Below are 24,574 nucleotides of genomic sequence, written 5' to 3' on the forward strand. Positions count from 1 at the left end.
TACTATTTCACCTCTCTTTCTAAAAACTCTTTTATTGCTTTCTCAAACTCTGATTTTGTAAGTTCTTCTTTCTTACAATTAAATAAAGCACCTGCAACTACTTCTTTCTTGTAGCCAAGTGCTTCACTATTTTTTAAGAAATCTTCTTTTGAATATTTTTCTTCCTGCTTACTTATATTAGTTTTTTTATTAATTGTTTCAGCCAACCCTTGCACCTCCTATTTTAAATTTCCATTACTATAAATTTCATTCATAATAGTTCCTTCTCTTTTTATCTTACCTATCATTTTAAACACAACTGTTAATTGTCCTGTTGTAAACATGTCTGATTCTCTATCTTCAACTACACTTACAAGAGTTAAATACATGTTTTTATCTTCTCTAAGTCTTACTCTCTTATCTATTATTAACTTAGTCTCTAATTCTTCAAGAAGTTTAACTATTTCATCTTTATTTTTACTTACAACATGACACTTCATAGTTTTGGTAATCTCAATCAGATGATAGTTAATCCTTTTGTTTTCAACATTTGTAGTTCGCCACAAACAGCATGGTGCTATAAAATTTTTCTTCCAATTATCCTTGTAAACTTCAATTTCCAATAAATCTTTTGTGTACTTTGACAAAGATTCAACCCATCTATCATTAGTTATATCTTCTTTATCATCTAAAGCTATTATGCTAAACCTCAGACACCTTATTATAGCTTCCCATTCTTCATCTATGACATCTTGACCAACTGCACCTTCATAAATACATGTAAATACCTCGTTAGTAGTATCATCTGTTATAGTTTTAAAATCTAATATTTCTATAACTTCTTTTGTAAGTTCATCTAATTTATTAAATGTAGTCCTTTTCTCATATAACCAAATGTTTATAGTCCTTCTAAAACCTATAACATCGCCTTCATTGTCAGCATCTTCGCCTTGAACAATTACAGCATATGGTTTTATAGTCTTTTTATTAGGTACAGTTGGTTCATAGCAATCTTTTAATCTTGGTATGTTATCAATTAAGGCTTTTCTTATTCCTGCTCTCATATTATTTACTCCAATGTCCTTCTACTAATTTACCTATTTTAGATATATTCTTGCTAACTGTAGACTCTAAAGAATGTGTACCTTTAGTACCAGGATGTTGTACTTGTTTTACAGGATGTGAAGCTTCATTCCAAAATAAAGCTTTTGCACTTTTTGGTTTTATAATATGAGGTGCTGAACCTTCTTCTAAAACATTTCCATATTCAACACCATGACCTAGACGAACAATATATTGGTTACCTCCACCTAGACTAGTTCCTGTTATACCTTGTCTTGCATTTCCTGTCCTATCAGTCCATTTTGCACTATTCTTAGCTTCTCCTTCTAGCATAAAAGCTATATTCATACATAAAAGTGGCATTGTAGCCTTTTTCCTATCAATTTCATTTATAGCCTTAGTAAACACACCCATGCTAAACCACCTCTAATCTAACTTTTCAAGACCACATATATATCCACAAATCTTTTCTTCAACTACAATAGGATTTACATAATTTAATTTCATAGTACCTTCAATACATTTAAATGTTATATCATTTTCAGTATTTAATTTTAAACCAGCTTCTTTATCTGCAACCATACCAAAATTTTTATTTTTATAAACTGTACCAATAGTTTCACTATTTATTACTGTATCATTAGTTTTTTCGGGATATATAACTACTGTTAGTTCTTTTATTTCATTTGTAATCTCAATAGCTCCATCCACTATTTGTTTAATTTCCTGCTCTATAGTTATTGTTTGAGGATTTAAAGCTATCCCTCGATTAACAGTTTTTATTATCTTATCAGTTCTTAGTTTTCTCATTGACCATCAACTCTTGTCATAGATGTTTTATATCCTGTATTAGTTGTTTCATTCTTTGATTTTTCTTCTAAATAATCAGTTTTATATATATCTGCTAATGACAACCAGTACGAACTATTACTACTTTTAGTTTCTATAGGACCTATTTTAATACAATCATCTGTAGCACCTTTGAGTAAACAACCTCTCCATGAAGCTTTTAAAACATTATTCTCATTAGATTCTAATAACATCACAAGTTGTTCATCTGTAAAATAAGGATACTCTTCTTCTTGCAAATTGAGTTTTAATTTATCTAAATCAGTAATAGCCATGTCTACTCACCATCTTTGTTGAGAATCTCATTATCAATATTATTCTTTTCCTCAGCTTCTCCTATTACTTCTATATATCCTTTTTCCTCCATAAGTTCTTGGTCAGCTTTTCTAATCTCAAATACATCACCTATTTTATAGCATCCATTATCATACTTTAGATATACCAAAGCTTTTACTTGCATTAAATTATCTTTCTTTTTAGCCATAATATCCTCCTTTTTTAAGATGCTACTGTAGCAAAGAAACAATCATCTGCTCTCTCAAAACTTGGTATTCCTACCATAGAAACTTTTGTATCTACTGCAACAGGGTCTTCCTTAACCATAGTTGTAATTGCTATACCAGTTTTTACGACTTGTGTATCTAACTTTCCACTGCCATATTGGCTATCGAACTCCTCTGGAGTAGTACCAAATATAGTTTTACCTATAGCTCCCTTTGGAATTAAAGATACAAGATTATCTTCATAATAACTCATTGTTTTTTCTTCTTCATTTAAGAAAGTTCCATTTAAAAGACCTATCTCTAAGTCTAGTTTTTTCTTTAAAAATGAAATGTAATCATCATCAGTAAGAATTATATCTCCAAAACTTCTAGTTTTCAAATCTTTTGTTATAGCTTCATTTTGAGTTATATATCCGAATGTTTTTTCAGTTAACAGCATTCTTGTCGGTTTTTCTGAACCTTTATCAACAAATACCTTTTGCCATCTTTTTATATCGCCTACTACATCAGCTTTAGGGTCGCTCCACATTGCACTTCCTGTTAACACTTCTTTATGGTTAGCTGGTATATCATAATCAACAACAACATCTCCATCTTTTGTAATCAACTCTATTTCACCTTTTTGCATCAATTGTGCTCTCATTCTTGTCATTTGAACTCCTGCACCATCTACTAAATTTGCATAGTTTTCAAATACAGTTTTAATTAAAGACTCTACTAGATTTTGATTGTTAGCAGTTTGGTATATAATCAATTGTCTTCTGTCATTTTCATCAATTCCAATAGCTTCTTTAAAAAATGGCATTTCTTTTTTCTCTATAGATACATCTGCTTTCAATGCTCTTACTTTCGCCACTGAATTAAATGTACTCATTCGTAGTGCGACTGGCTTCTTCTTACTTCCTTTCGCTATTTCTATCTCTGTAGATAATTGTTTTGTTATTGGAAATAAAGCTTCATCAATAGTTGTCTGTGGTGGTAAGTTTTTAATATATAAAGCTATTTCCTTTGAATTTATAAAGTTTTTTAATTCCATTAGTATTTTCATCCTCCTATTATATAAATAATATTCTTCCTGCTACTGCTTTTTCAGCTTCGACAGTTATTTCTTCATTTGTGTATTCTTTTAATCTAGTTTTATTAAGAAAGCCGTGTACTAACACTGGTAATATTTCTGTTCCTTTTGAATCATTGAAATCAACTTCATTAAATGACACTCCATAAGTTGTTGCATCATTTGCAGGTATTCCAGTGCTATTTACTAAAGTACCTGCTGGTAATACTCCATCAATTAATTTACTTTGTACATCAGTCTTTTTTACCTTAAAATTTAAATTGATATAATGCTCTCCTGCTATATCTCTAATGTCTTTTTTTCCTACAGAAATTGTTTTTGAGCTTTGTCTCATTTTTTATTCCTCCTTATAATTTATTTAAAAAAGCTATCTAGTGATTCTGTAGCTTTACTTGCTTCTGCTTTTTCAGCTGCTAATCTCTCGCCTAGACTCTTTTTCTCGCTTCCTTCTTCACTTGATGTAGTAGAACCTAAGTTATCAAGTGGTTTACCATCTATTTTTATCTTTATATCTTCTTTATCTTTAAATAAATAACTGTCACTTTCTTGATAAGCTTTTATTTGTTCATCTAAGCCAATGAAATTACCATCAATTAATTTAACATTTTCTTTGTTTATTAGGGCTGCTAAAGCTTTTGGATTTTTAGGATTATAACTTTCAATAGCTCTTTCAAAAGCTGTATTAAATTTTAAAACCTCAATTTCTTTTTCTGCATTTTCTTTAATTTCTTTATTTGCATTTTTAAGACTTTCAATTTCATCTGATAGCTCTTTGTTATCTTTAACTTTGCCTTGTAAATCATTTAGTTGCTTATCCCTATCCCCTATTTGCTTTTTATACTCTTTAATCTCTTTATTTGCATTTTCTAGTTCTGTCTTTTCAACATATTTAGGACTTTTGATATTATCTAAAAGAAGCTTATTTTCTTTATCTTTAGATAATTTTTCATAAACTTTTTGTCCTTCTTCATCTCCAAGTAACTTTTTAAAATACTCTAACATTCAATTTCCTCCTTTAATGATTTTTGTAAATTTTTTACTACTTCATTTGTTACAAGATTTAAATCAAACATATTAGGTATTGATATTTCATCTGAAACAAGTTTTATTATATTTTCACTTATTATTAATGTATAATGAGAATTATAATTTTCTCTTAAAAAATCTACTACTGGATTACAAAGAGATTTCAATTTATATAACTCTAACTCTTTCCTTAAAACATTTTTTTCTTTCTTTTCATTATTTAATTTTCCTTGTAAACAATTTATTTCTTTAGATTCTCTTACTACTGATTTTATTCTTTCTTCTTCTAAATCCATACTTTATGCCCTCCTTATAATTAAACATAATAAAAGCACTCATTAATATTTAATTAATAAGTGCTTACTTTACTTCTGTATCAATTCCTTTAACTTTTCTTTATACTCAGCATAACTATTGTATTCATCATAGTTAAACCCAGGTGCGTTTTTACCATACTTCTCTTTATATAATCGTCTTAACTCTAACAATTTTTTATCTTTTCTCATTTCTTCAAGCAATCTAAATCCCTCCTAACAATTCATTAAATATTTTATCCAAATCATTTAAATGTTCTTTAATAAAACTATTTATTTCTTTGTTTCTTAATGATTGGAGCACTATTATTTTGATGTGTTATTCCATCAAACCAACTATCAAGAATATCATTGTCTCCACCAGTTACCCAATCGTTCATCATTTTAGAAGCTTCATTTATTGGCACTACTACTTGAGTAGGATAACATAAACAATTAGGGTGTGGAATAGGATACTTTTCGGGTGGGAAAACTCCCTCACCTAGTCCAAAACGATTTTGTTCTGCATACTCGTCACATTCATCCTCGCCCCTCCACTTTACTTGTCTAATATAATGTTGAGAACTTAGGTTCCATTGTAACCCCGCGCAGAAAGGATTATTTATCGCATTTTGAACACTTGTTTCTACAAAAGCATGTGTTATAGATGTTCTAGCAAGTCTTTGAGCTTGATAAGATATACTTTTATTCATTCCAACTTCTAATGTTTTAGCCTCTGTTTTTCTAACTGGATTAACATAATTGTCTAAACTCTTTGCTAAGGTCTTTGCATTAGCACCTCTAGCAACATTAACTTTTATTAATCTATCAATGCCTTTTCTATTTTTATTACTATAGCCCCAAATTCTGCTATCTAATAACCTTTTATCTTTATAAAAATTACCTGTAACCAGTTTTTCCACTACACTAGTAGTTGCCTTTATACACATAGCATCACATGCAAGGTTCATAGCTGTATTTGGAACTATTGATTGATAGTAATACATTTGTAATTCTTTAGCTATATTAGAAGCTTCTATTATACTTTTTTCTGCAATAGGTACTAGTCTTTGATTTAACTCGTTAATGTACTTCTCGATTGATTTATTTAGCTTTTTTAAGTATTTATTACTTAGATTTAACTCTTTATTTTTAGCAATGTCACTTAAAATAGTTTTACTAGCATCTTTATAGACATTTAATATCTCTAATTGTACTTTTTTATCTAATAACAAAATTTTTTTTCTAGCTTCAAGAACTTTCTTTGTATAAGAGTTATCTTTCATATTAATACCTTGTTATTCTTCAGTATTCTTATTAGAATTTTTATTATTAGATTCATTATTTAATTCTTCATCAGTATTATCAATCTCTATATCTGCGTCTTTTCTGAACTGGTCTTGCTCTACTGATTGTATTTTTTCAATATCTTCTAATACTTCATTAAAAGATGTTTCATAATCATCATCACTGCCAAAGTCTTTTATGTAACTTCTATGACTTCTAACATTATTGTTAACTTCCTCCATTGCTAAACGCTTGTTGTCTTCCTCGTCTTCGGGTATTGGGAATTTCTTTTCTAAAACTATTAAATAGTCTAGTTTAGTCCAAGTTTTATCATAGTTATTATAACAATTAAGTTTGTCACATGCTTCGATTATTAAATCAATTAATAGTTTAATCCCTGGCTCCCAGTCGTTCCATTTCTCGTAGCATCTAGCTATTAAATCATAATAAATATACTTCAAAGCTTTTGCGCTAGGGATATTAAGAAGCTGTTCGGGTTTTGGAATACTCAGCTTATCTGACATACTATCTTCAAGTCTCTTTAAAAACATATTGATTGGCTCAGCACTAGAGAACGAACTTTCAACCCTTTTTGCTTGTGCCTGTTTGCCATTTTCACTTGCATCATTGCTTTTTAATGGCATCAGTGCATTAGGAGCTATTTTGGTTTTGTTTACAGTTTCCTCAGTAGCATCTATAATAGCTGTTTGACCAAACATTTGAAATCTTAGAGCATCTGAGAAATCAGAAACCCTTCTATTAAGTTGATTTTGAAGCTCTTTTAACTGTGTTATGTCACTTTGACCTCTTGTATTTATTAGGTCGCTTTCATTTAAAAATAATATGCATGGTATTTTTGTAAATATTGTATCATATGTTTGAACACTTATAGGATTACTTAAATCTTTTTCTTTGAACTGCTCTATTTTAAACTTACATACCTCATTTTCTAAGTAATAAGTGTATCTATTGTATAAATTATCATCATCTATTTTACTTATAAATCTAACCACTACAACTTTAGTTAGATTACCTTTCATATCAACTTCATAATTAAAGTCGCTTGAATCGTGGTAATATAAACTAATTGGTTCATTTTTATTAGCTTCAATCCTTAATAATACTCTTTTAGTTACTGTTGCAATCCTAAAAGCTTTTAGTGTCTCACTCCAAAATTTATTATCATCTAATATATCATCAATGAAAATTCTTAAATTCTCACAAGCTTCTTTATCTTTTTTATCTCTAGCTTTAAACAACAAATTAGGTTCTTTTCCTAGAAAAAACCTTGCTTGTCTTTTAATTAATGGTTCTATTTTATTGTCAATTAATTGTGTTGGAACATAGTCTAAATCATCATTTACAACCCAACTTTGACCTAATAAAGTTTTATCAAGTTTATACTTATCTTCTTCACTAACTGCACCTTTATAGAAAAAATAATCTTCTTTTATTCTTCTCATTTCTTTCTTCTGTTCAGATGTTAAACCAAGCAAAGTATTTTTTACACTATCCACTAGAATATAACTCCTCCCTTCTTATTATATTGGTTTGGTATATTATTTTTCTTCAACCCTAGACCTTTATTGTAAATGTCATTATTATATTTTAACTCCTTAATATCTGACACTTCATAACCATCAAGTGCATACCATATAGCACTAAATGTATGAGGGTCTATATTAAATTCATCATATATTAAGTTTCCATTTTTATCTGTAGCGTATGTTAGGTTCTTTAACTCTTTTATTGTATGTTTACACTCACTTGAACAATAAATCTTTTTAAATCTCTTAACCTTCTTAGTATTTTGTAGTCTACTTCCAGCATATTTCTTAGCCCCAAATATATTAAAACCTTGTTGTCTAAAATATTTTATAGTTTTAGGTTCAGCAGCATCAGCTTTTATTAATTCTTGAGTATCTTTAAATTCTTTAATATCTTTAACAGTCACATCATCTGTAGTTTGATTCTTATAGTACTCCCAGTAAACGTATAAATATTTATTTTCATGGTCTATAGCTAATCTTAAAAGTGCATTGTATGATTTTTCAAATCCGAAGTCGAATCCAACTTTATAATACCTTTGTGGTATATTAGATATTTTATTTATAACTTCTTGATGCTCCATAACTTCAAACTGTGGTAATACTTTGGTTCCATTTATGCCAAATCTTCCTTTTCTTGCTATTCTGTATAAGTCGTAGTCATATTCTTTCATTTCATCAAGTTGCTCTATATAGCTTTTTGGCAGAAAAAAATTATCATCTGCAATTGAATGATGATAATATGTATTATTTTTTATTACTATTCTATTTTTATATAACACAGTATCATCTAATACAAACCTGTCTTTTTCTTCATCTCTAAAAAAATGTTTATAAGTCCAGTTATCTTCGCCGATTGGATTAGTTGAACAAATTATATGATTAGATAAACTAGGATGTCTCAAACGTCCTAAGAGTTCTTTAAAACCAGTGTATTTAACCTCTGAACATTCTTCCAACCATATTATAGATACACCATTTATTGACTTTAATTTAGCTGGATTATCCATCCCTTTAAATATTATTTTACTTCCGTTTGGAAATATAACTCTCATAGGACTTGTTTTAAATGATAATATATCTCCTAAACCCATACTTTCTGCAACTTCTTTTAATAGAGAAAAACAACTATCTCTCATTGTGTCATATACTTCTCTTACCACTAAAGCTTTTCTTTTTTCTTCAAGAAGCTTAATAATTAATTTAGTTGCTACATGATAACTCTTTGAACTTCCATATCCTCCAACAAGAAAATAAAATTTGTAATCCCAATTGAATATAAAATCATAAAAGTGGTCATTTGATATAAATTTACTTTCCATTTTCTCCACTCGCTTTCATAACTTTTACAGTTATCTCTTTATCTGTATCATCTTTATTCAGGTTATCAACCTCACATTTTAACTTTTCAACTCTATTTTTCTGCTCCTCTGTAGCTAAATTCCAATCCTTATGAATCATTTCATCATACTGCTTAATTAAACTCCTTAACTCACTCATTGCCCTACTCTGTGCATTAAGAAAAGATGCTTGCCTATCCCATGCAAATTGAAATTCATACTCTATCTTCTCGCCATTTTCTGTGCTTTCATGTTTCTTTAACTCTTTAATCATTTCTTCTTTATCTTTTACATACATTATCTTTTGTGCTCTTATTATTGCTGCGTATTGAATGGTTATCTGTTCCCAAAGAATATCGAATTTATCTTTTATGGATATTTCTTGTATCAATTCCCTAGTTTCTTCGGGTAAATATTTTGAGAAGAAACCAAATTTTTCAGCGTTCTTATTTCCGGGAGGTCCGGTGGCATTTTTATTACCTATGGGTGCACCCCTTTTATTTTTAGATGCACTCTTCTTTTTCTCAATAGCCCAATTGCATCTCTTAATCCATGATTTTAAAGTATTTAAACTAATGCCATATTTTGCTGAGATTTCCTTTTGTTTCATACCTTTTAGGTAATCTTGTTTTACTTTTTCTTTCACATCTTGCACCTCACCACCTCGTTTGTTTGTCGTTTTGGGAATAAAAAAAGAACCCTGGTTAGAGTTCTTTTTTTATCATTAGTCTATAACTTATTTAATATTCTGTTAATAGTATTAATTGCTAATTTTAGATTTTCTTCACTAGACTGTATTAAAATATTGAATTTATTATATATATCTGGTCTATCCTTTGTTCCAATATTATTTCTAATTTGTACTCCACTTATTATCATAAATGGGGGTCTGTCAAGATATTCATTCATTAATTCTAGTTTTAATACTTCTAGCTGCCCTTCATTAACTTTAATTCCTACATATTTTTTACCACAAACATCAATAATATCTGTTTCTTTAATTTTTTTAGTGTACATATTAATCCCCTCCAAAGTATAAAATTCAACTTCAAAGGTCAATATCCTTCAACAATCGTTTGGCAACTACAAAATAATTCTATTATTCTCCTTTTATCTTATTACTTCCCAATCCTCTGCAAATATATCACTTACACTTGGAACCCATGTATTAAAAGAATTTAATGTGTTTTTTATTACAAAGAATGGATAAATTTCTGAAAACTCATAATTTCCGCCTTTATCCATTTGCACATACATTCCTTTTCCATTCCAACATAATCTAAATGCTTTTTCTCCATTTTTTAATAATGGTAATACTTCTTCAAATTTCATAATTTTTCTCTCCTCCTTAATTTATTGTATAAAAATAGACCATCCATCAAGATAGTCACTTTAAATCATTTCTATTAATTCCTTAATCTTTTTATATACTTCTTTATAATTCATATCTTTATCTATTAACTTAGGCAATTTCATAGAGATAATTCTTTCAAGTGCTTGTATATCAAACAGTTCACTTTGATTTAACTCATCTCTTTTTACACCCTTTGGTATACCTAATTTTTTTCTTACAAGTTCAGTAAAATGTTTATAATACATCTGAGGTTTATTACTTCCTTGACTAGTAGCATGATAAACAAACTCTTGTATTTCATCTGTAAAATCTTTTCTTACCTTTTTACCTTCTGTTCTTATCTCCAGCCATTCTTGGTCTTTTTCTGTAGCAATATAATAACCATGTATTCTAATTTGTTTAAGCGTTTTTGTAACCCATTTTGTAAATAACTTTGCTTCTGCTTTATTACTTCTAAATGACATATTGTACACAGCTTCTTCTGTGACAAAGACTTCTCCACGATTATTCAACTTAGCTTTAAAATTTCGGTTATCGGAAACTCCGACATCTGAATCCTTAAATTTCTTTTTATATTCCCTATCTATATTTCTTAATGTGTCATGAATATTTACTATGCCTAATTCCTCTCCTACATCTCCAGCATGAAACCAAACGTCTTCTCCATCTTTTGACCATATCATCCTTACATTTTTCTCTTGTAAAATTTTCAACATACTACTACCTCCTAAATTATTTATTAATAAAGGATATTCAGTTTGAGCACCCTTATTTTCGACCCCTCAATATAAGGGATTAAAAATTGCATTAAAAAAGACCTAGAAATTAATCTAAGTCTTATTCGCTCTATCTTTTGCTTTCATATTTACTATATAATTTGCTGTAAGCACTACTCCTCTTATCAATAAATCTTCACTAATAGCACTTTTTCCTATAAAACTCTCAACATATTCAACTCCATAATCTAAGAATTCATCATCAGCATCTATATTAAATTCATCTAATTCTTTTATTATCTTTTCTCTTAAATCATTCATGTTTTTATTCTCCTTATTTACAAATTAAAAAAGACTAAGTCGGGGTAACTTAGTCTTTTTCAAGGGGATATATTATACACTTGTTTCATACTACCATTATAACAGGGGTTAAATATCATTAAAATATCATCTTTTTATCATGTATTTATCAAACAGTTAATTTCAAGCCATCTACACCAAATAAATATATACCAAGTTCTATTATCATCTCATTAACCCAACGTCTTGATGTAACTACTCCACAGTTTAATATTTCTGATATTTCTTCATAAGTTTTTTCATCAAAATAGTAAAGCTCCAATGCTCTATATTTTTCATATGATTGTAATCTCTCTTGTCTTAACTTTAAAGTTTTTAATGCTGAATCTATATGAGCTATCATAATAATAGTTCTTGTTTTACTTTTTTTAATGCTTAAAATATATAACTCTTCATCTTCAAAATCAGATAAATTTTCTTCTAAATAATCTCACAAACTACAAAGCCATCTATTTTTGGCATCAGTATGTCTAATAAAATCAAATTGTTGCTTTTTAAACTTTTCAATTCCATCAAGACCATTATTTGCTGTTATGATAGTATAATCTGCATTTTCTAAAAATGTTTTTATTATATTTTGGATATCTATATCGTCTTCTATGACCAATATTCTCTTTGACAAGCTTATCCCCTCTTTCTATAATTATAAACTTTAGATTGTATAACATATTTAGATTATACACTATCTTTATGTTTTTGATGTGTAGCATATGGTACTTCTCCTAAGTACTTTTCATATTATATTTATAAAATTGCGAAGTCAATATAATAAAAATATGAATTTTTTCTTATTTTATCTTTATTAATTTTTTTTTATAAATACTAAATTTTATTTGTAAATATATAGCAATTTTTATATTATTTCTATATAATATATATGAGTAAATAATTTTGGAGGATTTGTCTAATGAGTGAATTTAAAGATGTTACTGCAGTAAAAAAAGCAAACGTTTATTTTGATGGTAAAGTAAGTAGTAGAGTAATAATATTTCCTAATGGAGAAAGAAAAACTTTAGGATTGATGTTACCTGGAGAGTATACTTTTTCTACTAGAGAAGAAGAAATAATGGAAATGCTTGCTGGAAGCATGGATGTAAAACTACCTGGAAGCAATGAATTTGTGACATATAAAGAAGGTCAAAAATTTAATGTTCCTTCTGATTCAAGTTTTGATTTAAAAGTTAATGAAGTTGTTGATTATTGCTGTTCATACATAGCTGATTAATAAATATATATGATATTCTTATATAAAATTTAATGTAAATAAAAAAAGAACAACTATATTTAATATTAAGTTGCTCTTTTTTTTATATTGCTCAAATTAGTTTAAATCTGGAACTATTGTGTCTAGTATCTCATCTAATACAAATAACATAACTTTTATCATAATCGGCATTAACACTGCTAATACCATAGTTATAAGGATTAGCTCTTTACTTAGAGCTACAAATGAGAATAATCCACCTAAAAATAGAATCCCAATAACAAATGCTATGGTCATGCTTACAATTAAAAATAATCTTTCTTTATTAAATGGCAAGCATTGCTGTCTTAGTATTAAAAGACCACATATACCAGTTAATATAGCACACATTGTGGAAAATACACTTGAACTATAACCTAAATATTCGACTATATTGTAAACAATAATTACATTTAATGTTACACATAATGCTCCTGGTAAAGCATTTTTTAATATATTAAGTAAAAAATTTCCTGAAATTCTACTTCTATTTGCCTCAAGAGCTAAAAAGAATGATGGTATACCTACTGTTACAGCTCCAATCAATGATAATTGAATTGGCACAAATGGATACTGTCTACTAAAGAAAAATAATGTTAATAGTGATAAGAAGAATGAAAAGATTGTTTTTACTAAAAACAAAGAAGATGCTCTTTGAATATTATTGATTACCTTTCTCCCCTCCATAACAACCTTTGGCATGGATGCAAAATTTGAATCTAATAAAACTAAATTAGAAACATTTTTGGTAGCATCACTTCCAGATGCCATTGCAATACTACAGTCAGCTTCTTTAAGTGCTAACACATCATTTACACCATCTCCTGTCATTGCTACTGTACGATTTTGTTGTTTTAATGCTACAATCATTTGTTTCTTTTGTTGTGGGCTTACTCTTCCAAAAACACTATATTTATCAACAGCATCGTATATGTCTTTATCATTTTTAAGTGTTGTTGCATCAATAAATCTATTAGCTGTTTTAAGACCTGCTTTTCTTGCTACTTCACTTACTGTTATTGGATTATCTCCAGATATAATTTTTATATCTACACCTTCATTATAAAAAAATTCTAAAGTTTCCTTAGCCTCATTCCTAATTTTATCTAATATCAATATAAAAGCAAGCGGTTTTATATCTTCAGGTATCTTATTATCTTCCATGTAAGAGTTACTATGAGCTAAAGCTATTACTCTATTTCCTGCTTTAGAATATTTTTCAATTTCTATTTTTAAGTCTTTATATCTATCTTTAAAAATAAACTCAAAGGCTCCTATTAAGTATGTACCTTCATTTTCAAAAACAACACCACTGTATTTTCTTGCTGATGAGAATGGAATCAAATTTTTAACTTTATACGTATCTGAAATATCATATTTATCTTTTATAGCATTTAATGTCGCATTATCATCTTTAAGAGAATTACACAAATTTCCCATAATCTCATTTACATCAACTTTTTCAAGCATTACTACGTCATCAACTTGCATTTTACCTTCTGTAATTGTACCTGTTTTATCAAGACATAATGTGTCAACTCTAGCAAGAGTCTCTACACAATATAATTCTTGAACTAAAGTCTTGTGGCTTGCAAGTTTTATTGTCCCAACAGCTAAGGCAATACTTGTAAGCAGAGTTAATCCTTCTGGTATCATTCCATTTACAGCTGCCACAGTACCTACTACAGATGTTACTATAGAATCTCCATTTCCAAAATGTTGTTTTACAAACAATATAATTCCTAAAGGAATAATTATTACACCAACAACTTTTAATATTGCATTTAATGAATTTCTGAGTTGAGAATTGTGTTTCTTGGAAATTTTAGCGTCACTAGCTATCTTATTTGCATAGTTATCTTTTCCTATATTTTCAACTTTTACAAATGCATCTCCAGAAACTACAAAACTACCAGAATATAAAAAATCACCTTTGCTTTTTACAATAATATCAGATTCTCCTGTGATTAGAGATTCATTTACCTCTAAATTTCCTTCTAAAACTTTTGAATCAGCACAAATTTGATTTCCTGTTTTTAAAATCATAATATCGTCTAGCACTAATTCTTGAACATCAATCTTTATTTTCTCTTTTTCTCTTATAACAGATACTTTGCTTGATACTATAACAGATAGATTGTCCAACAATCTTTTTGCTCTTATTTCTTGAATCACACCAATAATAGTATTAATTACAGCAATAAATATAAATAAGGTATTTTTAAAAGAGCCAACTGAAACTAGCAAACAAACTAAAACAATATTTATAAGATTAAAAAGTGTAAATATATTATCTTTAAAAATTTGCTTGTATGTTTTAGTTTTTCCATTGTCAAATACATTAATTAAATTGTCTTCTATTCTACTTTTAAGTTGTTCACTGTTTAATCCAACATTTATATCACAATTATATCTTTTTAAGTTAACTTTATCCATATTATACTCCTTTCAACTTAACTTTTTCTTTAATAGTAATATCTATAAATATATTGTAAAATTCTAATTTAGTTTAATATATCTTATTGTAGTTTATATAATAAAACATAAATCTAAAGATTTAAATATCATAATTCTTAAGATTTCCTAAATTTTTTATGAATTTCGATATATTCTTATTAAGTTTAAATTAAGTTAAAAGAATAAATAGGTTTATTCCCTATAAAATAAAACTAGTTTGTATATTCAATTTCCAAATCTTCATGTTTTCCTTTACCATATATAATCATTCCTATAACTGAAATTATTATAAGCATACTTCCTACAATACTATAAAAATTGAACTTTTCATTCAGTAAAAATACTCCTGCAAATATAGATACTACCGTAGCGATATTTGATAATATTGATGTAAATGATATTGTTCCAATTAGTTGCATTGCTGCTGTTATTTCAATTGGTGTAAATTCACTTTTAGATAATTTTCTTACATATACACCATATGCACCTGCACAAATTACTGCCGCAAGTATCATTATTCTTCCAAGCATACTACTTGTTTGATTACCTGTATTTTGTAAATTTACTATTATAACTCCAAAAACTGCAATTACGATACACACTACTTGTTTTAAGTTCATTTTTTCATTTAAAAATATAATTCCCATAATCCCTGTAACTACTGGTATCATAGATATCATAACTCCAACTTCTGATGTAGATGTATACTTAACTCCAAATGTCTCAAGCATAAAATATAGAAATGGTTGAAACATACATAAAATCAAGAGGGATTTAAATCCTTACATTTTCTAGTAATATATAAAAAACTTTAACAGTACATACCATGTATGTCAACATATATACAAAAAAGCTATCTAATTTAAAATAGTTTAGATAGCTTTTTAATACAAATACAAAGTTTTTGTATATTTAAATTATTTATTATTTTAATTACTTATCTTTGTGACCATGTTAATATAGGCTTTTTCACTGCTCTTGCATCATCAACTCTTTTAACTAAAGTATTATGTGGAGCAGTTTTTAGTAATTCTGGCTCTTCCTTAGCTTCTTTGGCGACATTCTTCATAGCTTCAATAAAACTATCTAATGTTTCTATACTCTCACTTTCTGTAGGCTCTATCATAAGTGCTTCATTTATAATAAGAGGGAAATACATTGTTGGAGGATGATATTCATAATCCAACAATCTCTTTGCTATATCAATAGTTTTTATATTTGCTTCTCCTCTTGGTAATCCACCTAATACAAACTCATGTTTACATAAAGTGTCTATTGGTAAAATATAATCATCTTTTATACTTTCTTTTATATAATTAGCATTTAGAACTGCCATTTCACTAGCTTCTTTAAGTCCATCTCTTCCCATTGTCAATATATATGTGTAAGCTCTTACAAGGACTCCAAAATTTCCATAGAAATTTTTAATTTTTCCAATAGACTTTGGTCTATCATAGTTTAATACATATTTATCTTCTTGTTTTTCGATTATTGGAATTGGTAAAAAAGACACTAACTCTTTTTTTGCTCCAACAGGTCCAGCCCCTGGACCACCGCCACCATGAGGAGTTGAAAATGTCTTATGAAGATTAAGATGGACTACATCAAATCCCATATCTCCTGGTCTTGTTATTCCCATAATAGCATTCATGTTTGCACCATCATAATACAAAAGACCACCTGCTTCATGTACAAGGTCAGCTATTTCTTTTATATTTTTTTCAAATAGCCCAAGAGTACTCGGATTAGTAAGCATAAGGGCTGCTACTTCACCATTTAAAACTTCTTTTAATGCATCTATATCTACAGCACCATTTTTATCAGACGTTATTTGAATTACATCAAAATTCGCCATAGCTGCACTTGCTGGATTTGTTCCATGTGCAGAATCTGGAATTATTACTTTAGTTCTTTTATAGTCTCCTCTATTTTCATGATACGCTTTTATAAGCATAAGACCTGTAAATTCACCATGTGAACCTGCTGAAGGTTGAAGTGTCACTTCATCCATACCTGTAATTTCTGCAAGTTTATTTGATAAATCATACATAAGAGCAAGAGACCCTTGTGCTGTATCTGAAGATTGATATGGATGCATTCCAGTAAAGTTTGGAAGTGCTGCCATATCTTCATTAATTTTAGGGTTATATTTCATTGTACAAGAACCTAAAGGATAAAACCCAGTATCAACACCAAAATTCTTATTTGACAATAAAGTATAATGTCTAACTAATTCTAATTCACCAACTTCTGGTAAGTTTAATTCATTTTGTCTAGCCATAGTTGGGTCAATCATATCTTCTATTTTTATATCATCTATATCTAATTCTGGAAGTGAGTATGCTTTTCTACCTTTTTTAGATATATCTATCAACAAACTATTATATTCTTTCATTATAACCCCTCCATTATTCCAACTAACTTATCTATTTCATTTTTACTTCTTTTTTCAGTTACACAAAGTAAAGTTGAATTTTTTAATTCTGGATAATTGTGTTCTAAATTATAACCACCTAATATATTTTCTTCTAAAAGTTTATCGTTTATAGTGTCTATATTATAATTTCCTTGTACTGCAAATTCTTTAAAAAATCTGCCTTTAAATATAGGTCTGTATTTTCCTGTTTGCACAAGTTTATTATAAGCATAGTGTGCTTTTTTCATTGATTGCATACCAACTTCTTTAAATCCTTCTTTACCCATAGTAGCCATGTATATTGATGCTACAAGAGCATTTAGAGCTTGATTTGAACATATATTAGAAGTTGCTTTTTCTCTTCTTACATGTTGCTCTCTAGTTTGTAAAGTTAATACATATGCAATTTTCCCTTCTGTATCTAAACTTTGCCCAACTATTCTTCCAGGCATTTTTCTTGTATATTTAGATTTACTAGCCAAAAATCCTACATAAGGACCTCCAAAATTAAGAGGATTTCCTAGTGATTGAGCTTCTCCAACAACAATATCTGCTCCTATTTCACCTGGTGTTTTTAAAACACCTAATGATATTGGGTCAACACTCATAATTAACATGGCTTTATTTTCATGAGTTATTTTTTCTATTTCTTCCATCTCTTCAATAATCCCAAAGAAGTTAGGAGTTTGTATAAGGACACATGCTGTATCTTTATCTACAGAAGTTCTTAATTTTTCTATATCTGTAGTTCCATATTCATTACAAAAATCAATTTCTACTATTTCACAATCTTTATATTGTAAATAAGTTTTTAGTACTGATAAAGTTTCTGGATGTGTAGTTTTTGATACTACTATTTTACTTTTTCTAGTTTGATTCATTGCCATTATACATGCTTCTATTGCAGCAGTCGCTCCATCATACATTGATGCATTTGCAATTTCCATACCAGTAATTTCTGCAATCATAGATTGGAACTCAAACACTACTTGCAAAGTTCCTTGACTTATTTCTGCTTGATATGGAGTATATGCTGTATAAAATTCGGACCTTGAAGTTATATGCTTTATAATTGATGGTATATAATGGTCGTATGCACCAGCTCCAAGAAAACAAGTTAAATCTTCTAGACTTAAATTTTCCTCTGACAATCTTTTTACTATTTTACTAACTTCCAATTCAGATTTTCCACTATCTAGATTTAAATCTCTTTTTAATTTTAGTTCATCTGGTATATCTGAAAATAATTCATCAACTGAGTTTAATCCAACTACTTTTAACATTTTTTCCTTATCTTCATTTGTGGCAGGTATATATGAAAATTTATTTTCTTTATTTACTACAACATTATCTTTTTTATATTGTTTTTTATAAAAAGGCTTCTTAACTGTTATAGCAGGAACAACTTTTTTTCTAATTGCTATACCTATTTCATTTCCTGCTTTTGCATATTCAGCATCTATAATTCCCATTCCTAAGATTTTTCCTGTTGTTGGAGATGCACACCCAGTAGTTACAAAACCAACTGTTTTATTTCCAACTTTTATATCATATCCATTTCTAGGCATCCCTTTACCTTGCATTTCAAATCCTACTAATTTTCTTTTAATCCCATTTTCTTTTTCTTCTGCTAAGATTGATTTGCCAATAAATGATTCCTTATTTACTTTTACAAAAACAGATAATCCTCCTTCAAGTGGAGATATGTGTTCATTTATCTCATGTCCATATAGAGGTAGAGCTGCTTCAAATCTTAAAGTATCTCTACAACCTAGACCAGCTGGACATATATCTTCTCCTCCAACTTTCAGGACTTCATCCCAAATTGCTTTTATATGTTCATTTTTGCAATATATTTCAAAACCATCTTCTCCAGTATATCCTGTTCTTGAAACTAAACAAGAGTATCCAGATACTTTTATTTTTGGCATTGACTTATAAAATTTTATTGATTCTAAATTTATGTCCGTGATTTTTTGAAGAATTTTTTCTGCTTTAGGTCCTTGAACTGCTAATTGACAAACTTCATTAGATATATTTTTTATATTTACTTTATACCCTTCACTTTGCTTCATTATCCATGCAACATCTTTGTCTATATTTCCTGCATTTATTACTAACAAATAATCTTCTTCCCCAAACTTATATATTAATAAATCATCAACTACTCCACCATTTTCATAGCACATAGGTGTATATATGATGTCATTGACTTTTAATACACTTATATCATTCGTAACTAGATTTTGTATAAATTTTTCTGATTCTACTCCTTTTACTTCTATCTCTCCCATGTGAGATACATCAAATATACCTGCACTTTTTCTAACCATTTCATGCTCTTTGTTTATTCCTTCATATTCTAAAGGCATTTCCCAACCAGCAAATTCAACAAGCTTTGCACCAAGCTCTTTGTGTGTATTATACAAAGGTACTCTTTTTAATTCATTCATATATAACCCTCCCTATAAAACTAAACTTATTCTATTTAAGCAACTTCGCCATTATGTCCTGTATTTTCCCATAAAAAAAAATATATAAGCATAGGAAATAATCCTAGCCTATATATCCCTGTTTGTATACCTGAAAGATTTAATAATTTAATATTATTCTGCTTCTTCGGTGACTTATAGTATTTAACTTAAGTCTCTCCAGAGTCCCATCAATTAGCGATATCTTTGCCTGAAAGCTTCTCTAAGAATTGGCATTTCTTAAATTTCTTCTTCGGCGCCTTTTTGTATAAAGGTCTCTCTCGCTAATCTCACTTGGAAATATTTATTTTCAATTTTATTTTATGAATATTTAAATCAAATGTCAACACATTATATTTATTTTTTTTTATGTATTAATTTTTTTGTTAAGTTTTTATTATCAATTATTTCTCTTTTATATTATTCACTCTTCTGCAAACATATTATATATTAATGCAAAATAACATTTTCACTTAATTTATTATTAAAATAACACACAAAGAACCAAATGTAAATTTGTATCGAGATTTACTATAACATGTTAAAAGTATATTCATACACTTGATGAAATCGTTTACAATTTTAAACTTGTGAAAAATAAGATTTTTAAAATAGAATATTTTTAATAGAATTACAACTATTGAATGGTTATGTGATTTGAATATTTCTTAAAATTTTAATCATTTTATACTTTTAAAATACATTGCTATAAAATTTTATACCTTTATTTACATACATTTTAAATGTTGTATATGTAATTTTATTTTTGTATAACAAAAAGAACTTATTGAGCTTTTTTACAAGTTTTCTAAAAATAACAATATAGCAAATTCCTATCATTAGGTATCCCTATTAATTTAATATAGTTATTTATCAAAAAATAAAAACGGGATAGCCCACTCCGAAAGCCAGCAACCCCAGTTTTTTTTCAGCACAACTAAGTACTGTAAAGTGCGGATGAAGGGAGTCGAACCCCCACGCCAATGGCGCTAGATCCTAAGTCTAGTGCGTCTGCCAATTCCGCCACATCCGCTTATATTACTCTTTTATTTTACTATATTTCGCTATTATTTTCAATAACTTTTTTAAATTATCTAAAAATAAACAAAATAATGATAATAAAAGGTAAAATTCATTTACAGCCTTATTCTGCAAGTTCTATTTCTGCTTCATCTACTCTCTTACCTATAATTTGAAGACCTACAAATACAGCTGCTATAGCAACTGGCAATACTATATATATTGGCAATCCAAATCCAGCTGGTATATATCCAAATACAATAGTAATTACTGCTGTAAATATAGCATATGGCATTTGAGTATTAACATGGTCTATATGATTACATCCAGCTCCCATTGAAGAAAGTATTGTTGTATCTGAAATTGGAGAACAATGGTCTCCAAATATTGCACCTGTTAAAACTGCACTTGTGCTTACTATTACATAAGACATGTCAGGATTTAGTGAATATGCAAGTGGTATCGCAAGTGGCATAAGTATACCCATTGTTCCATAAGCAGTTCCAGTAGCAAAAGATATTATTGCTCCTAATCCAAATATTAAACTTGGTAGTAAGAATGGAGGCAGTGAACCTGATAATAAATGTATCAAGAATTTAGCTGTACCTAACTCTTTTATTACTGAACTTAATGACCAAGCAAGTATTAATATTACACCAGTGATTACTAAACTTTTCATACCATCTATCCAAACATCAATTGCTTCTGATACTGTAAAAATCTTCTTAACTACAGCCATTATAATAGCAACTAAACTTGCAACTAATGCAGATTGGAATAATGCTCTAGATGCATCAGATGCACTAAACGCTTCTTTGATTGCTTCAAAAGAATATGGCGAATTTGTAAATAATTGTATTAAAGTCTTATCTTCTCCTCCCATTATAGATGTATATCCACTATAATAGAATGATGCTAGTGCAACTACTATTAATGTACCTATTGGAATTATAGCATTCCATACACTTAATTTCACTCCATCTTTTGGAGCTAAATCATCCAACTCTTCAACACCTTCATCAAGGTCTGTACCAATTTTTCTACTTCTAGATTTTATTTCAGCTTTTCTCATTGGTCCAAATTCTTTTAATAATAACGCTGAAATTACAATAAATGCTAATATTAATATGTTATAAAATCTAAATGGTATTGTATTTAAAAATATGCCAAATGCATCAACATCTACACTTATACTTTCAAAAGCATCATGTATCAAACCAACTTCAAGACCTATCCATGTAGATATTATAGCAAGCCCAGCAACTGGTGCTGCTGTAGCATCTATTATAAATGCTAATTTTTCTCTTGATATTTTCATTTTATCTGCAACTGGTCTCATCATAGGTCCTACAATTAATGAATTAGCATAATCATCAAAGAAAACTAAAAGACCTAAAAACCAAGTTATAATCTGTGTACCTTTAGCTGATTTTGCTCTCTTTGCAAGTGCTTCAGCTATAGCCTTAGCACCACCCATCTTGGCAACAAGATTTATTACTCCCCCAATTGCTAAGACTTGTAGTATTATCCCTGCATTCCAGGGGTCTGACAGAGATACTAAAGCTCTATCTACTAAGTCTAAAAACGCTTGTATAAATGCAGCAAATACATTAACTCCACTGACTTGAATTATAAAACTTCCAGAAAGAATTCCTAGCAATAAAGAAATTATTACATTTTTAGTTATAAATGCAAGTATTATAGCAACTAATGGTGGTATTAAAGTTAAAATTCCAAATTTTTCTGCGTTAGCCAGTGCAATTGTATCTATATCTTCCTCTGCAAATACCATTACAGTTGACATTATAAACATAATTGTCGTCAGAAAAATAATGTTAAATTTTTTATTTCTCATATAAATCTCCCTCTCTTTTTAATTTTGTGAATTATATAGGGTATTATGGGTTATGATAAAATAAAAAAGCCTTGAGTGGTAAACACTCAAGGCTTAAACATTACAATACATTGATAATACTAAAAACAAATATAATATAATTCCTTAAATGATAGCTCACCACAAATAAACCTGTGACAGTTGTACATATATTTTATGTACCCCCAGCAATATAATCTTAAAGCATCGATTATAAAACTTCGGCAATATCCCCTTTCCCAATAATTCTTTGTGCTTAACTCCTTATTGGTACTGATAGATTATTGCGCCTCTACCCTTTTATTCACTTTTATTAAATATATTTTGAGTATATATTATTTATTTAAAATTTGCAAGGAAGTTTTAAAAATTTTACTTTAAAGGATTTTTTATATTATTGTCGAATTATAAAAATAATTGTACTAAAATCAGCTAAAAAAATTTTATCAATTATATGGAGGAATTACTTTAATGTTATTAATTTACAATGAAAAAACAAACCCTTATTTTAATTTAGCAATGGAAGAATATCTACTTAAAAACTTTGACGAAGATTTATTTATTTTATGGAGAAATGAACCTTCTATAATCGTTGGAAAAAATCAAAATACACTTTCTGAAATAAACTTAGAATATATAAAAGAACATTCAATACCAGTTGTTAGAAGACAATCTGGTGGAGGAGCTGTATTTCATGATTTAGGAAATATAAACTTTACATTTATAGCTTGTAATAATAATAGCTTTAGTGATTTCAGAAGATTCACTCAACCAATAATAGACTTGCTTAAAACCTTAGATGTCAATGCTGAGTTTTCTGGAAGAAATGACCTTCTTATAGAAGGTAAAAAATTCTCTGGAAATGCTCAACATAACTATAAAAATAAAGTGATGCATCATGGGACACTTTTATTTTCATCTGAAATAAATGACCTTTCAAATGCACTAAAAGTAAAACCCATAAAGTTTGAAGGTAAAGGCATAAAATCTGTAAAGTCTCGTGTAACCAATATAAGCGAACATTTACAGTCTGATATGGATATACTTGAGTTTAAAGATGCTATAATGAATTATCTTTCTTCAACAAATACTGGTAATACAAATTACTCTCTAAGTAAATATGACATAGAAGAAATAGAAAAACTTACTAAATCAAAATATGAAACTTGGGATTGGAATTTTGGTAATTCACCAAAATACTCTCTTTCAAATGAATTAAAATATGCTGGTGGAAATGTAGAATTTAATTTAAATGTTGATAAAGGTATAATAACTAGTATAAAGTTTTTTGGAGATTTCTTTGGGAAGTGTGATGTATCTTTTGTAGAAGATAAACTTATTGGTACAAAGCATGAGGAGAATTCATTGAGAGCTATTTTAGATGATATTGAAATAAATGACTATTTCTTGGGTGCTGATACTAATATTTTAGTTTCTGGAATTTTGGGTGTTAAATAGAAATAACAAAAACTTTAAAATATTTATAAAATTATGTTTACAGATACAAAAAATCATGCTAATATGTATAACATAATTAAAAATTAATACTTCTTATCCAGAGTGGTGAAGGGACTGGCCCTGTGAAACCCAGCAACCAGTATATTTTTTAATATACATTGGTGCTAAATCCTGCAGTATTGTACTGAAAGATGAGTTTAAATTAGCTTTTAAAGCCTGAGTTTACACTCAGGCTTATTTTATTT

27 protein-coding genes, 1 tRNA gene, 1 pseudogene and 2 riboswitches are annotated in these 24,574 nt (G+C 28.6%); of the genes and pseudogenes, 2 read left to right on the forward strand and 27 right to left on the reverse strand.

The window, feature by feature from the left end; genetic code table 11:
* Positions 1 to 2: 2 nt before the first annotated feature.
* The 21 genes and pseudogenes from JJC01_12145 to JJC01_12245 all read right to left on the reverse strand — a co-directional run bounded on the left by JJC01_12145 (position 3) and on the right by JJC01_12245 (position 12,013).
* Positions 3 to 206, reverse strand: a complete 204-nt coding sequence (locus JJC01_12145; protein ID UDN56928.1) for a hypothetical protein — start codon at positions 204 to 206, stop codon at positions 3 to 5.
* Positions 207 to 218: 12 nt separating this feature from the next.
* Entirely contained in the window at positions 219 to 1,043 is an 825-nt protein-coding gene (locus JJC01_12150; protein ID UDN56929.1) for a hypothetical protein, read from the reverse strand.
* A gap of 1 nt (position 1,044) precedes the next feature.
* The gene (locus JJC01_12155) at positions 1,045 to 1,455 is read right to left on the reverse strand and encodes a hypothetical protein (protein UDN56930.1); all 411 of its coding nucleotides are present in this window, start codon (positions 1,453 to 1,455) and stop codon (positions 1,045 to 1,047) included.
* Positions 1,456 to 1,467: 12 nt separating this feature from the next.
* The gene (locus tag JJC01_12160) at positions 1,468 to 1,851 is read right to left on the reverse strand and encodes a hypothetical protein (protein ID UDN56931.1); all 384 of its coding nucleotides are present in this window, start codon (positions 1,849 to 1,851) and stop codon (positions 1,468 to 1,470) included.
* The gene (locus JJC01_12165; GenBank protein ID UDN56932.1) at positions 1,848 to 2,165 is read right to left on the reverse strand and encodes a hypothetical protein; all 318 of its coding nucleotides are present in this window, start codon (positions 2,163 to 2,165) and stop codon (positions 1,848 to 1,850) included. The genes JJC01_12160 and JJC01_12165 overlap by 4 nt, the downstream gene beginning before the upstream one ends.
* A gap of 2 nt (positions 2,166 to 2,167) precedes the next feature.
* A complete protein-coding gene (locus tag JJC01_12170; GenBank protein ID UDN56933.1) occupies positions 2,168 to 2,374 on the reverse strand; it encodes a hypothetical protein in 207 nt (68 codons plus the stop codon).
* A gap of 14 nt (positions 2,375 to 2,388) precedes the next feature.
* A complete protein-coding gene (locus JJC01_12175) occupies positions 2,389 to 3,429 on the reverse strand; it encodes a major capsid protein (protein UDN56934.1) in 1,041 nt (346 codons plus the stop codon).
* Between the two features lie 19 nt (positions 3,430 to 3,448).
* The gene (locus JJC01_12180; GenBank protein ID UDN56935.1) at positions 3,449 to 3,802 is read right to left on the reverse strand and encodes a hypothetical protein; all 354 of its coding nucleotides are present in this window, start codon (positions 3,800 to 3,802) and stop codon (positions 3,449 to 3,451) included.
* A gap of 20 nt (positions 3,803 to 3,822) precedes the next feature.
* Complete coding sequence (locus JJC01_12185; protein UDN56936.1) at positions 3,823 to 4,470, reverse strand: phage scaffolding protein; 648 nt, start codon at positions 4,468 to 4,470, stop codon at positions 3,823 to 3,825.
* The gene (locus tag JJC01_12190; protein UDN56937.1) at positions 4,464 to 4,790 is read right to left on the reverse strand and encodes a hypothetical protein; all 327 of its coding nucleotides are present in this window, start codon (positions 4,788 to 4,790) and stop codon (positions 4,464 to 4,466) included. Before JJC01_12190 ends, JJC01_12185 begins: the two co-directional genes overlap by 7 nt.
* A gap of 69 nt (positions 4,791 to 4,859) precedes the next feature.
* Entirely contained in the window at positions 4,860 to 5,012 is a 153-nt protein-coding gene (locus JJC01_12195; protein UDN56938.1) for a hypothetical protein, read from the reverse strand.
* A 65-nt stretch (positions 5,013 to 5,077) separates the two neighbouring features.
* On the reverse strand, positions 5,078 to 6,073 hold the full coding sequence (locus JJC01_12200; protein ID UDN56939.1) for a hypothetical protein: 996 nt from the start codon (positions 6,071 to 6,073) through the stop codon (positions 5,078 to 5,080).
* 12 nt (positions 6,074 to 6,085) lie between these two features.
* Positions 6,086 to 7,591 carry a phage portal protein gene (locus JJC01_12205; GenBank protein UDN56940.1) on the reverse strand — a complete coding sequence of 502 codons (1,506 nt, stop codon included), beginning with the start codon at positions 7,589 to 7,591 and terminating at the stop codon, positions 6,086 to 6,088.
* The gene (locus tag JJC01_12210; GenBank protein UDN56941.1) at positions 7,591 to 8,943 is read right to left on the reverse strand and encodes a PBSX family phage terminase large subunit; all 1,353 of its coding nucleotides are present in this window, start codon (positions 8,941 to 8,943) and stop codon (positions 7,591 to 7,593) included. The genes JJC01_12205 and JJC01_12210 overlap by 1 nt, the downstream gene beginning before the upstream one ends.
* Positions 8,933 to 9,616, reverse strand: a complete 684-nt coding sequence (locus JJC01_12215) for a hypothetical protein (GenBank protein UDN56942.1) — start codon at positions 9,614 to 9,616, stop codon at positions 8,933 to 8,935. Before JJC01_12215 ends, JJC01_12210 begins: the two co-directional genes overlap by 11 nt.
* Positions 9,617 to 9,690: 74 nt before the next feature.
* A complete protein-coding gene (locus tag JJC01_12220; GenBank protein ID UDN56943.1) occupies positions 9,691 to 9,978 on the reverse strand; it encodes a hypothetical protein in 288 nt (95 codons plus the stop codon).
* A 93-nt stretch (positions 9,979 to 10,071) separates the two neighbouring features.
* Positions 10,072 to 10,293, reverse strand: a complete 222-nt coding sequence (locus JJC01_12225; GenBank protein UDN56944.1) for a DUF2829 domain-containing protein — start codon at positions 10,291 to 10,293, stop codon at positions 10,072 to 10,074.
* 60 nt (positions 10,294 to 10,353) lie between these two features.
* Positions 10,354 to 11,031: a Bro-N domain-containing protein gene (locus JJC01_12230; GenBank protein UDN56945.1), complete on the reverse strand. Its 678-nt coding sequence runs from the start codon at positions 11,029 to 11,031 to the stop codon at positions 10,354 to 10,356.
* Positions 11,032 to 11,145: 114 nt separating this feature from the next.
* Positions 11,146 to 11,352 carry a hypothetical protein gene (locus JJC01_12235; GenBank protein ID UDN56946.1) on the reverse strand — a complete coding sequence of 69 codons (207 nt, stop codon included), beginning with the start codon at positions 11,350 to 11,352 and terminating at the stop codon, positions 11,146 to 11,148.
* A 148-nt stretch (positions 11,353 to 11,500) separates the two neighbouring features.
* Positions 11,501 to 11,821 (reverse strand): annotated as a pseudogene (locus tag JJC01_12240) (hypothetical protein).
* Positions 11,822 to 12,013, reverse strand: a complete 192-nt coding sequence (locus tag JJC01_12245; protein UDN56947.1) for a hypothetical protein — start codon at positions 12,011 to 12,013, stop codon at positions 11,822 to 11,824.
* Between the two features lie 285 nt (positions 12,014 to 12,298).
* Here JJC01_12245 and JJC01_12250 point away from each other — a divergent pair, with 285 nt between their 5' ends.
* Positions 12,299 to 12,616: a pyrimidine/purine nucleoside phosphorylase gene (locus JJC01_12250; protein ID UDN56948.1), complete on the forward strand. Its 318-nt coding sequence runs from the start codon at positions 12,299 to 12,301 to the stop codon at positions 12,614 to 12,616.
* 96 nt (positions 12,617 to 12,712) lie between these two features.
* Here the strand turns inward: JJC01_12250 and JJC01_12255 are convergent, their stop codons facing one another.
* The 6 genes from JJC01_12255 to JJC01_12280 all read right to left on the reverse strand — a co-directional run bounded on the left by JJC01_12255 (position 12,713) and on the right by JJC01_12280 (position 22,853).
* A complete protein-coding gene (locus JJC01_12255) occupies positions 12,713 to 15,070 on the reverse strand; it encodes an HAD-IC family P-type ATPase (protein ID UDN56949.1) in 2,358 nt (785 codons plus the stop codon).
* A gap of 233 nt (positions 15,071 to 15,303) precedes the next feature.
* Complete coding sequence (locus JJC01_12260) at positions 15,304 to 15,858, reverse strand: DMT family transporter (protein UDN56950.1); 555 nt, start codon at positions 15,856 to 15,858, stop codon at positions 15,304 to 15,306.
* 170 nt (positions 15,859 to 16,028) lie between these two features.
* Positions 16,029 to 17,486: an aminomethyl-transferring glycine dehydrogenase subunit GcvPB gene (gene gcvPB, locus JJC01_12265; GenBank protein UDN56951.1), complete on the reverse strand. Its 1,458-nt coding sequence runs from the start codon at positions 17,484 to 17,486 to the stop codon at positions 16,029 to 16,031.
* Positions 17,486 to 19,960, reverse strand: coding sequence for an aminomethyl-transferring glycine dehydrogenase subunit GcvPA (gene gcvPA, locus JJC01_12270; protein UDN56952.1), 2,475 nt, complete (start codon positions 19,958 to 19,960; stop codon positions 17,486 to 17,488). Before gcvPA ends, gcvPB begins: the two co-directional genes overlap by 1 nt.
* Before the next feature lie 207 nt (positions 19,961 to 20,167).
* A riboswitch (glycine riboswitch) is annotated at positions 20,168 to 20,272 on the reverse strand.
* Between the two features lie 658 nt (positions 20,273 to 20,930).
* A tRNA-Leu gene (locus JJC01_12275) sits at positions 20,931 to 21,011 on the reverse strand.
* Positions 21,012 to 21,122: 111 nt separating this feature from the next.
* Entirely contained in the window at positions 21,123 to 22,853 is a 1,731-nt protein-coding gene (locus JJC01_12280; protein UDN56953.1) for a Na+/H+ antiporter NhaC family protein, read from the reverse strand.
* A 489-nt stretch (positions 22,854 to 23,342) separates the two neighbouring features.
* Here JJC01_12280 and JJC01_12285 point away from each other — a divergent pair, with 489 nt between their 5' ends.
* The gene (locus tag JJC01_12285) at positions 23,343 to 24,329 is read left to right on the forward strand and encodes a lipoate--protein ligase (protein UDN56954.1); all 987 of its coding nucleotides are present in this window, start codon (positions 23,343 to 23,345) and stop codon (positions 24,327 to 24,329) included.
* Positions 24,330 to 24,419: 90 nt separating this feature from the next.
* Positions 24,420 to 24,527, forward strand: a riboswitch (SAM riboswitch).
* The last annotated feature ends 47 nt before the right edge of the window (positions 24,528 to 24,574 follow it).

Origin of the sequence: Clostridioides sp. ES-S-0010-02 (assembly GCA_020641055.1) — a bacterium.
GTDB lineage: Bacteria > Bacillota > Clostridia > Peptostreptococcales > Peptostreptococcaceae > Clostridioides.

Coding starts and splice junctions, on each gene's coding strand:
- JJC01_12150 (UDN56929.1), bottom strand. CDS start 1,043: ATGAGAGCAGGAATAAGAAAAGCCTTAATTGATAACATACCAAGATTA.
- JJC01_12155 (UDN56930.1), bottom strand. CDS start 1,455: ATGGGTGTGTTTACTAAGGCTATAAATGAAATTGATAGGAAAAAGGCT.
- JJC01_12160 (UDN56931.1), bottom strand. CDS start 1,851: ATGAGAAAACTAAGAACTGATAAGATAATAAAAACTGTTAATCGAGGG.
- JJC01_12165 (UDN56932.1), bottom strand. CDS start 2,165: ATGGCTATTACTGATTTAGATAAATTAAAACTCAATTTGCAAGAAGAA.
- JJC01_12170 (UDN56933.1), bottom strand. CDS start 2,374: ATGGCTAAAAAGAAAGATAATTTAATGCAAGTAAAAGCTTTGGTATAT.
- JJC01_12175 (UDN56934.1), bottom strand. CDS start 3,429: ATGGAATTAAAAAACTTTATAAATTCAAAGGAAATAGCTTTATATATT.
- JJC01_12180 (UDN56935.1), bottom strand. CDS start 3,802: ATGAGACAAAGCTCAAAAACAATTTCTGTAGGAAAAAAAGACATTAGA.
- JJC01_12185 (UDN56936.1), bottom strand. CDS start 4,470: ATGTTAGAGTATTTTAAAAAGTTACTTGGAGATGAAGAAGGACAAAAA.
- JJC01_12190 (UDN56937.1), bottom strand. CDS start 4,790: ATGGATTTAGAAGAAGAAAGAATAAAATCAGTAGTAAGAGAATCTAAA.
- JJC01_12200 (UDN56939.1), bottom strand. CDS start 6,073: ATGAAAGATAACTCTTATACAAAGAAAGTTCTTGAAGCTAGAAAAAAA.
- JJC01_12210 (UDN56941.1), bottom strand. CDS start 8,943: ATGGAAAGTAAATTTATATCAAATGACCACTTTTATGATTTTATATTC.
- JJC01_12220 (UDN56943.1), bottom strand. CDS start 9,978: ATGTACACTAAAAAAATTAAAGAAACAGATATTATTGATGTTTGTGGT.
- JJC01_12225 (UDN56944.1), bottom strand. CDS start 10,293: ATGAAATTTGAAGAAGTATTACCATTATTAAAAAATGGAGAAAAAGCA.
- JJC01_12230 (UDN56945.1), bottom strand. CDS start 11,031: ATGTTGAAAATTTTACAAGAGAAAAATGTAAGGATGATATGGTCAAAA.
- JJC01_12235 (UDN56946.1), bottom strand. CDS start 11,352: ATGAATGATTTAAGAGAAAAGATAATAAAAGAATTAGATGAATTTAAT.
- JJC01_12250 (UDN56948.1), top strand. CDS start 12,299: ATGAGTGAATTTAAAGATGTTACTGCAGTAAAAAAAGCAAACGTTTAT.
- JJC01_12255 (UDN56949.1), bottom strand. CDS start 15,070: ATGGATAAAGTTAACTTAAAAAGATATAATTGTGATATAAATGTTGGA.
- gcvPB (UDN56951.1), bottom strand. CDS start 17,486: ATGAAAGAATATAATAGTTTGTTGATAGATATATCTAAAAAAGGTAGA.
- gcvPA (UDN56952.1), bottom strand. CDS start 19,960: ATGAATGAATTAAAAAGAGTACCTTTGTATAATACACACAAAGAGCTT.
- JJC01_12280 (UDN56953.1), bottom strand. CDS start 22,853: ATGAGAAATAAAAAATTTAACATTATTTTTCTGACGACAATTATGTTT.
- JJC01_12285 (UDN56954.1), top strand. CDS start 23,343: ATGTTATTAATTTACAATGAAAAAACAAACCCTTATTTTAATTTAGCA.